The following is a 7662-nucleotide window of genomic DNA, read 5'->3' on the forward strand; positions in this document are numbered from 1 at the left end:
TTAAATTAACATTTACATAAACATTAACGTTTATATTTACGTTAATACTAAATTTGATACTAAAATTAGTACGAATTTTAATACTAGTATTAACTCTACCTTCAATAATAAAGTTAATACTAGTATTAACTTTATTATTGAAGGTAGAGTTAATATTAGAGGGACTTAGGATTTTTGCTAAAATAGAAATATCTTTACCTTAAAAAATAATTTTACTAGAGTTTTTTAAAACCATTTTAGGGGTGATTGTAATGACTGAATCTAAACAAATGGGTATCAACTTAGCGTTCTTTATTACACATAAGGATGATGAAAGTATTACTGATAGAGAAATGGATAAGTTTCTTGATGAGTTTATTGAATTAGTAGAGAAATATAATTGGGTATGTGGTGGTGGTGTGAGGTTAGTGGACGCCAATGCTGAAGAGGATTTAGGGTGACGAATAAGGGGATAAAAAAAGAAAGTAAGACTATTATTTTAGCCTTACTTTTTTAGAGGAACGTAGTACTGAATTTACACTACATATATGAAGTTGATTTTTCTTTGTTAATAACCATACAGGCCTAGAATACCATTCCTGACCACAGTTGCTACACGTATGGAGGATACTAGCTTTCATGTTTACAAACCGTTCAATAGGCTGCACACTTCCAGCATATAATCTATCCAGTAAGAGTTGGTATTTGTGATTTTCTTTAAGATACTTCCCTAAGTAAAGTCCCGCTGTTGGTAGTTCTTTTACAGTTTGATCTTGCAGCAACTTATTTTTAATTATTTTAGGTGTATATGATCTTTTTAATTGGCGTTTAAGCCTCTTTTTACGTTTTTTCTTATTTGCCATACTTTAGCCCCCTCACTTATTAAAAAGATAGCTAGAAGGTAGTTTTTCAAGCTTTAAACGGAGACTAATGGTTTTACCTTCACGGTCTCTTTCTTCCTTGAAATTCGTAGCTATATAGTCACTTTTTAACCTTTTGATATGCTTTGGAACGTTTGTATATAAGTCCCATTGGTTTCTAGCGGGTTCATATATAATTACTGTCTCTTGATCTTCCTTCTCGTGGTAACTCATTTCCTGTACCTCCATAAATAGAAATCTCTGTCAGCAGCAGCCAGCAGAGTTATGTTTTGGGATGTATTCATTTGATTTTCTAATTGTATTTAAAAAGACTAACCTTAGTAAGTAAGGCTAGCCCTTGCACGTTCAACTCTATATGTGACTTCTTTTTCTAGGTGTTCTTGTCTGATCTTTTCTTTCAATTCCTCAGCTTCTTTTTCTCGTTTAAGTCGTTCAGCTATTGCATTGCCTAAAGCGTCTTGTTCTTCTTGTGTGACCTTTTTCTGTTCGTAGATAGAAAACCCACTATTCATAGGGACAATACTCTCGTCACGTCTCATTTTGTCAACAGCAGTGCCAATAGCCATACGAACTGGTAAAGGTAACTTGTTTACCTCTTCAAATGCTTTTGCGTCTCCATGTGCCACAGCACGAATAAATTCAGGATTAAAATTATCCATTATTAAAAACCACCTTCTAATTTAATTTGTTATTTTCCTTTAGTTCTGAAATACGTTCTCTTACTTCAGTTAATTTGTCGGTAATAATGTTTAATTCTTTTGTGAGTTCGTAATGTTGGTTTGATAACATTAAAAACTCACTATCAAGTTTCTCTAGTTCGTTTTGTTGTTTAGATAATGGCCTCAACATTACAGCCCCCTTTGTTGTTGTTCTTGTTGTAGGTCTACAAGTTTCTTCACGGATAACATTTCTAGTTCACTAAAATTGAGGACTTTGAGGCCTTCGAGAATTCTAGTTTCATAGGTAATAGAAAGTTCAATGTCTCCACGTTCAAGCTGTGCCAAAACGCCCTGGTTAATCTGGCATACCCGTCCAAATTGAGTCTGAGTTAAGTTGAGACATAATCTAATGTATCTCAACATTTTATAATTGATTGTTTGTTGATAAGGCAAGCTATTTAAGTCAACATTTATCATTTGTTACACCACCTAGTAAGTTATTAAATTATTAGGCTAACCGCATTAAAAAAAGCGTAGCTATCAAAAGCCACGCCTTAAGAAAAGGAAATATATCAATGTCAGTTAACCGTAGAAAGCCCTAATGACTTCCCTAGACTATAGTTTAAGAAAAGGGTAGCTGGCACAGGCTATAACCTTAATAAATTATTATTTTTTACCAAACAGTCGTGCCCAGAAAGATAGTTTTGGCTTTTCAGCAGCAGCAGCCATTTCAATTCTTGCTTGTTTTTCTTCCTGTAATGACCGTATAGATTCTAATAGTAATTGGTCACGTTTATTTAATGATTCATTTATGTATTTCTGTTGCTGATCTAATCGTTCAAGTAGCAACTTATTAAATTCATTTTGTTTCTCAAACTTCTCGTTTAAGGTGTCGTTCACACGTTTAAGTTCTTCGGTCACGCTAACGGTCATAGGTTCATCATTCTCGTCTTTAACAGTGATAATCATTGGTACGCCTTTATCTGTAAGGGCTTGTTCCACTTCCTCAATGTTCTTACCGTCAGCATACAGTTCACGAATCTGTGTAAATACGGTCACTGATTCATCATGAATAACGTACCTTTTATGAACCTTCTTTACCTTCATATGAATCCCATGTGAACGAATATAACGTCTAATCGTCTCTACTGGAATACCAACTTTTTCCCCTACTTCAGCTACTGATAGCCACTGATTTTCAGCCATAAAAACACCCCTTTTCTATCAGGTCATACGTTCATGTTCAAGCATAAGTCATAAAGTCATATTAAACCATTCTACATATAGTAAGCCTAATCCTGTTATCGGTCATGAACGTGTAGAATTTAAGGTCATACGGTTACGTTCATAAGGTCACACGTTCAGCCATTTTTAAATCAATCGAGAATTTTAACAACAAAAAAAGACCACAAATTGGTGATCTTTTTTATTTACTATACAATGTGTGCATCAGTTAGTTGCATTAGATTTAATATTATTTCTTTTCTAGATTGCTAATTCTCTTTTCTATCTCTGCGGTTTTTGCTTTTGCAATGGACGAATTATTCACTACAAATAACATTATCTTTTTTACAATTTTAACTACAACAAACCAAAATAAACATATAATTGCTAAAACAATTATAGCATTTACGAAATTAAAATTACTCACTTTTACTCTCCTTAAAAAATCATATTTGTATATACTTATTCAACAAAAGACAATCAATTCCTTGTTCAACTAAAGCACTAAAGCACTGCGTTAGTTGAATAAGAAATTATGTTTTTATGATTATCTATTTAATATGTAAATTATCCAAATGCTTTTCTTATAAATATATAGGCACCAAAAACAACCAATGCAATAATTGCTACAATTAAGATTAGACCTTTAAGATTAAAATTGATCATTTTTAACTCTCCTTTAACTTGCATACACCGATTATAAGAGAAATTGATTGGAATTTTAAATTAAGAAATTCATTCAACACATAAAAATTAACCGACAAATTACAACATAATTTTATGTTACATAGAGGGTTAAAGGTCTAGGCATTTTTACTTTAGTAGAGGTTACAGGCTTTTACGAAATGTCGGAAACGGTGATAAAACTAGTAGAAACCTAGCAAATTTTGGTTGCGTTGAGAGAATCATAGGGGTAAACTATTATTAACTTAATAGATTCGGATAACAAAAAAAAGCCATTCATTAGTGCTGGAAACACTAAGGAATGACTTCTTTCAATAGTCAGGTGCTGGAACACTCGACTAAATTGTTAATCTATGTATTCGACCTACATAGAAAAACGTTAACTAGTTATGAATAAATTATAACTAGTTGGTGTTTTTAATGCAACAGTTAAATGTTGTAAGTTTGTGAGATTCGATAGCATAGAGGCACATTTTAGTCATGTTCGGTACAGACTAGAGTGTGCTTTTTTTGTTGTTCCAAAACGTGGAATAGCCTAATAACACGATAAACTTGATAGGTTAGCTAAGCCGACGCAGAAAATTAAGCGTACATACATTAAAGACTTTCCTTGTTTAGTCTGTATGTAGTCTAGGTGATTACGACCATTAACGGTGTAGGTGGAATTTTCTTGTACTAAGGTACAGTAACAAAGACAGAGGTCATTATGATCTAACAGATTGGGGGAAAATTATCTGTAGAAAGTCTTTGTAGCGAAAGCTAGTAATCAAACAAGGTGCTAAACGAAACCTCAGCTTGAAGGAACGTTCAGTAGATTATTTACTTACTCTAAAAGACTTATATTTTTTTCTAAAAGTCTCTTTAGGTAAGTAATACTATGCTTATTTCCTAGCTTTTCAGTCACATTCAGTTATTTGAAAACCTTAAAGTCAAGAGAAATAGATAAAAAGATTAAAAAGAAAAATAAGTATAGAGGCGTTAGGTTAGGGGTTAGAGGAACATAAGTGGTTATTTTGAAATGGGCGTAGCCGATGAAAAATATCACTTCCAACAACCGTAGGGCGTTAGTAAAAGACCACTACATTACGAGAGAACACTATATAAAAGGATATAAAAAGAACCCCCCACTGATCTTAAATAAGACCAATGAAGGGAAGGAAAATGATTGTACTGTTACTTTACTGTTGAAAGAAAAGATAGTAGTTAATCATTCTATCAAATACCACTGTTTAAGGTGGTAGATATATTTAATTAAGTTATTAAAAGAATAAAGATCAAAAGACTAACTTCGTCACTTCATTTACTCGTACCTCGTTCATTCAGTGTAATATAAAAGATAATCTATACTATACTTACTGTTCATAGCTAAGATAAAGTTAATTTATAGTTTGTTTATGCGGTGGGGAAATCTTTAGATTTTCACACAATGTTTTTAATACTGTTAGTTATAGTTAATTACAGTTATTTAAGTTCCTGTACCTTTAAGAGTGTCAAATAGGGGGCTTTTACAGTGTGCCAAATGTAAAGTTTTTGAAAGAAATCATGAAAGCAAGCGTACCAAGGGTTCAAGACGTTTATAATTTAGACACAATTAGGTAATGAGGTGTCCTGAGAACCTGTACAGTTTTTTGTGATTTTAAGTTCAGTAGGTTAATCACAAGGAAAAATTATGTAATATTACAGGGAAATAGTCCCTTTTATCGAATACTAGTTTTAGACTAGGAGGCGATAAAATGAGTGAAATTAGAGAATTGGACTTAAAATTGGAATTGAAAAAACAATGGTATTGTGACTATTGTGGTGAAATTATTGAATCTGATAAAGACGGTATGCTAGAATGGGATTCTTTTTTACCTGAGGATGGTAGGGATTTTAGTGCCGATAACTTCAGAATCGTTCATCATAGGGCTGTAAAGAAGTGTAGACCTAAAAAAGCTGACACCTATTTATCGGATGGTCATTTACATTGGTATACTGGTTCAAAAGGTCTTTCTGAACTACTTTCTATTCAGTCTAGATATACACTTGATACTTTGAAGTTTCATAAGATCATTAGAAGATTACATGTAGATTACTATGAGGAAGCAATATCATATCTACCTCAGGCATTTGAAGATGGAGAATACGAAATTGATTCAAGTGGAGATGGAGATATTTCAGAAGAAAATTTAAAGTGGTTAATTAGAAAGTATGGTAACAGGTAATATTTAAGGCATCCAATTAGGGTGCTTTTTTTATAATTTAGCACAAGGTATAGTTTTTAATAAAGCTAGATAGGACAAGGGGGACGTCATTTATACATTGTGAAATAATATGCAAACTTGCTTTATTACCTTGAATACATAGCCCTTCCCAAAACTTTTTTACGCACAATGCTACTGATCTTAAATAAAAAAGAGACCACTCTATTAAAGAGTAGCCTTGTATTCCTTCACTTTTTTATAGAAGGTAGCTTTCTTCATTTCCACTTCTTTCATAAATGCCACCGCTGTAATAGTGCCAGCTTTCCATTCCTTATATAGCTTAGTCCATTCTTTAGGAAGTTCTAACACTGGTCTACCTAAATGTTTACCTTTAGTTTTTGCCACAGCTATTCCCTCAGCTTGTCGCTGTTTAATAGTCTCACGTTCTTGTTCAGCCATTGAAGTGTAAACCTCGATAATAATGTTGTTAATCATATCTATAACCCATTCTTGCCCCTCAGGAACGTCTTGCATGGTAGTAGGAAGGTCAATAATCTTTACTCTAATACCTTCTTCTTTAAATTGGTTCAAATAGTCCTTTATTTGCTGTTTATTACGTCCTAAACGGTCAATAGACTTAATATAAAGGGTGTCACCTTTTCTCATAGCTTTAAGCATATTCTGAAATCCCTCACGTTCCATATCCTTGCCACTAGCCTTATCACTGTAAATATACTTCTCGTCAGTTACATAGCCCTTAACAGCCTCATATTGTCTATCTAAGTTCTGATCTTTAGTTGAAACTCTTATGTACGCAAAATTGATTCCCATTGATTTAACCACCGTCTCTTTTATTTGATAGTCTAAATATACACTACCTGTCTATAAAGGTCAATTAGTTTATAGACGTCTATAAAGGTTTATTTTTGAATTAAATAGACGGTGATTGAATATCTTTTTAGACTATCCAGCAAGGTGTACCTTTATAGACGTAAAAAAAGAGAAACCACCGGACAGTTTCTCTCTTATTAAAATAGGTGATATTGGCAGAAGGCATTTACATTATATTCCAGCTAAAAGTTAAGGGCTATTTGTTTTGCCTAAGCGGAAACTTAATTGGACAAGAATTTTAACAAATTTCATTTTCATACTAGTCTTTTAGAACTATTTTTCTATTGCAAGGGAATTTTTCATTACAACTTGCAAATACTAGAAACATAGACAAAAAAATATAAGCTTTACTTTCTATCAAAAAAATGGTTACGTTCTTTTCGAATTAAAATACGCTACCAAATTTGGAGGAATACACAATGAACAACAAATTATTAAAGTTTCAAATCTTTTTAGCCCTTATTAGTTTTTTTATAACAACCTGTGCTGCGGTACTTGGTAATTTTGCCTATTACTCAGCCAAAATTTATCTACTATTCCAGTAAGGTATTAAGCTATCAAAGTGGGGGCTAACAATCCCCTCACGACAGCCCTTCACACGTCCATAATAGGGGCATAGTAGTACTGAGAGTAGTAAGAAGTAAGGGCAAGGACAGTAGAGACACCACACGAGTCACAGGACAGCGACAGACATCAAGCAAGATAAGACATGAGAGAACAGCAAACGAGAAGAGAAAAGAAATAGAATAAAAGAAGTAAAACTATCAATTAACTAAGGTAAAGACAGTATCTAGTACTGTGTTAAGATCAGTGAAGCAATCAATGAGTGATAAAGAGGCAATAAGGGGTATATCAATGGGGGCAGCTATGCCTCACTACCCTGTCTGGTCTCTGAATTGGATACACCATAAATTTAAAAGTATTTCATGCACAATCACTAGTAAGACCACGTCGCTATTGGGCTATTTTCCCGTAAGTTTACTAGTAAAGTAAGGTAGTAGTTCACCTCGATTCACCTGATGGCCCGTAATAACACCAATATTAACGTAAACATAAACATTAAGGTTTAAATTAACATTTACATAAACATTAACGTTTATATTTACGTTAATACTAAATTTGATACTAAAATTAGTACGAATTTTAATACTAGTATTAACT

The 7662-nt window shown here is 33.0% G+C and carries 11 protein-coding genes; 2 read left to right on the forward strand and 9 right to left on the reverse strand.

The window, feature by feature from the left end; genetic code table 11:
• The first annotated feature begins 251 nt into the window (after positions 1-251).
• Positions 252-440, forward strand: coding sequence for a hypothetical protein (locus ACFCYN_RS24405; protein WP_375952547.1), 189 nt, complete (start codon positions 252-254; stop codon positions 438-440).
• Positions 441-473: 33 nt separating this feature from the next.
• Here the strand turns inward: ACFCYN_RS24405 and ACFCYN_RS24410 are convergent, their stop codons facing one another.
• From ACFCYN_RS24410 to ACFCYN_RS24440, 7 genes are all read right to left on the reverse strand, one after another.
• Positions 474-842 carry a hypothetical protein gene (locus ACFCYN_RS24410; RefSeq protein WP_375952550.1) on the reverse strand — a complete coding sequence of 123 codons (369 nt, stop codon included), beginning with the start codon at positions 840-842 and terminating at the stop codon, positions 474-476.
• Positions 843-854: 12 nt separating this feature from the next.
• Entirely contained in the window at positions 855-1073 is a 219-nt protein-coding gene (locus tag ACFCYN_RS24415; RefSeq protein WP_375952553.1) for a hypothetical protein, read from the reverse strand.
• A gap of 104 nt (positions 1074-1177) precedes the next feature.
• Complete coding sequence (locus ACFCYN_RS24420; protein ID WP_375952556.1) at positions 1178-1519, reverse strand: hypothetical protein; 342 nt, start codon at positions 1517-1519, stop codon at positions 1178-1180.
• A 16-nt stretch (positions 1520-1535) separates the two neighbouring features.
• Positions 1536-1709: a hypothetical protein gene (locus ACFCYN_RS24425; RefSeq protein ID WP_375952559.1), complete on the reverse strand. Its 174-nt coding sequence runs from the start codon at positions 1707-1709 to the stop codon at positions 1536-1538.
• Positions 1709-1996 carry an XRE family transcriptional regulator gene (locus tag ACFCYN_RS24430; RefSeq protein ID WP_375952562.1) on the reverse strand — a complete coding sequence of 96 codons (288 nt, stop codon included), beginning with the start codon at positions 1994-1996 and terminating at the stop codon, positions 1709-1711. The genes ACFCYN_RS24425 and ACFCYN_RS24430 overlap by 1 nt, the downstream gene beginning before the upstream one ends.
• Before the next feature lie 189 nt (positions 1997-2185).
• On the reverse strand, positions 2186-2725 hold the full coding sequence (locus ACFCYN_RS24435; RefSeq protein ID WP_375952564.1) for a MerR family transcriptional regulator: 540 nt from the start codon (positions 2723-2725) through the stop codon (positions 2186-2188).
• A 268-nt stretch (positions 2726-2993) separates the two neighbouring features.
• On the reverse strand, positions 2994-3170 hold the full coding sequence (locus ACFCYN_RS24440; RefSeq protein WP_375952567.1) for a hypothetical protein: 177 nt from the start codon (positions 3168-3170) through the stop codon (positions 2994-2996).
• A 1990-nt stretch (positions 3171-5160) separates the two neighbouring features.
• Here ACFCYN_RS24440 and ACFCYN_RS24445 point away from each other — a divergent pair.
• Complete coding sequence (locus tag ACFCYN_RS24445; RefSeq protein ID WP_375952570.1) at positions 5161-5631, forward strand: hypothetical protein; 471 nt, start codon at positions 5161-5163, stop codon at positions 5629-5631.
• A 204-nt stretch (positions 5632-5835) separates the two neighbouring features.
• Here the strand turns inward: ACFCYN_RS24445 and ACFCYN_RS24450 are convergent, their stop codons facing one another.
• Both ACFCYN_RS24450 and ACFCYN_RS24455 read right to left on the reverse strand, forming a co-directional pair.
• Positions 5836-6441 (reverse strand): recombinase family protein, encoded by a 606-nt coding sequence (locus ACFCYN_RS24450; RefSeq protein WP_375952573.1) that lies wholly within the window; start codon positions 6439-6441, stop codon positions 5836-5838.
• Positions 6442-7463: 1022 nt separating this feature from the next.
• A partial coding sequence (locus ACFCYN_RS24455; RefSeq protein ID WP_375952576.1) for a hypothetical protein occupies positions 7464-7662 on the reverse strand: 199 nt, incomplete at its 5' end.

Source organism: Gottfriedia sp. NPDC056225 (assembly GCF_042267765.1).
In the GTDB taxonomy this organism is placed as follows: domain Bacteria; phylum Bacillota; class Bacilli; order Bacillales; family Bacillaceae_G; genus Gottfriedia.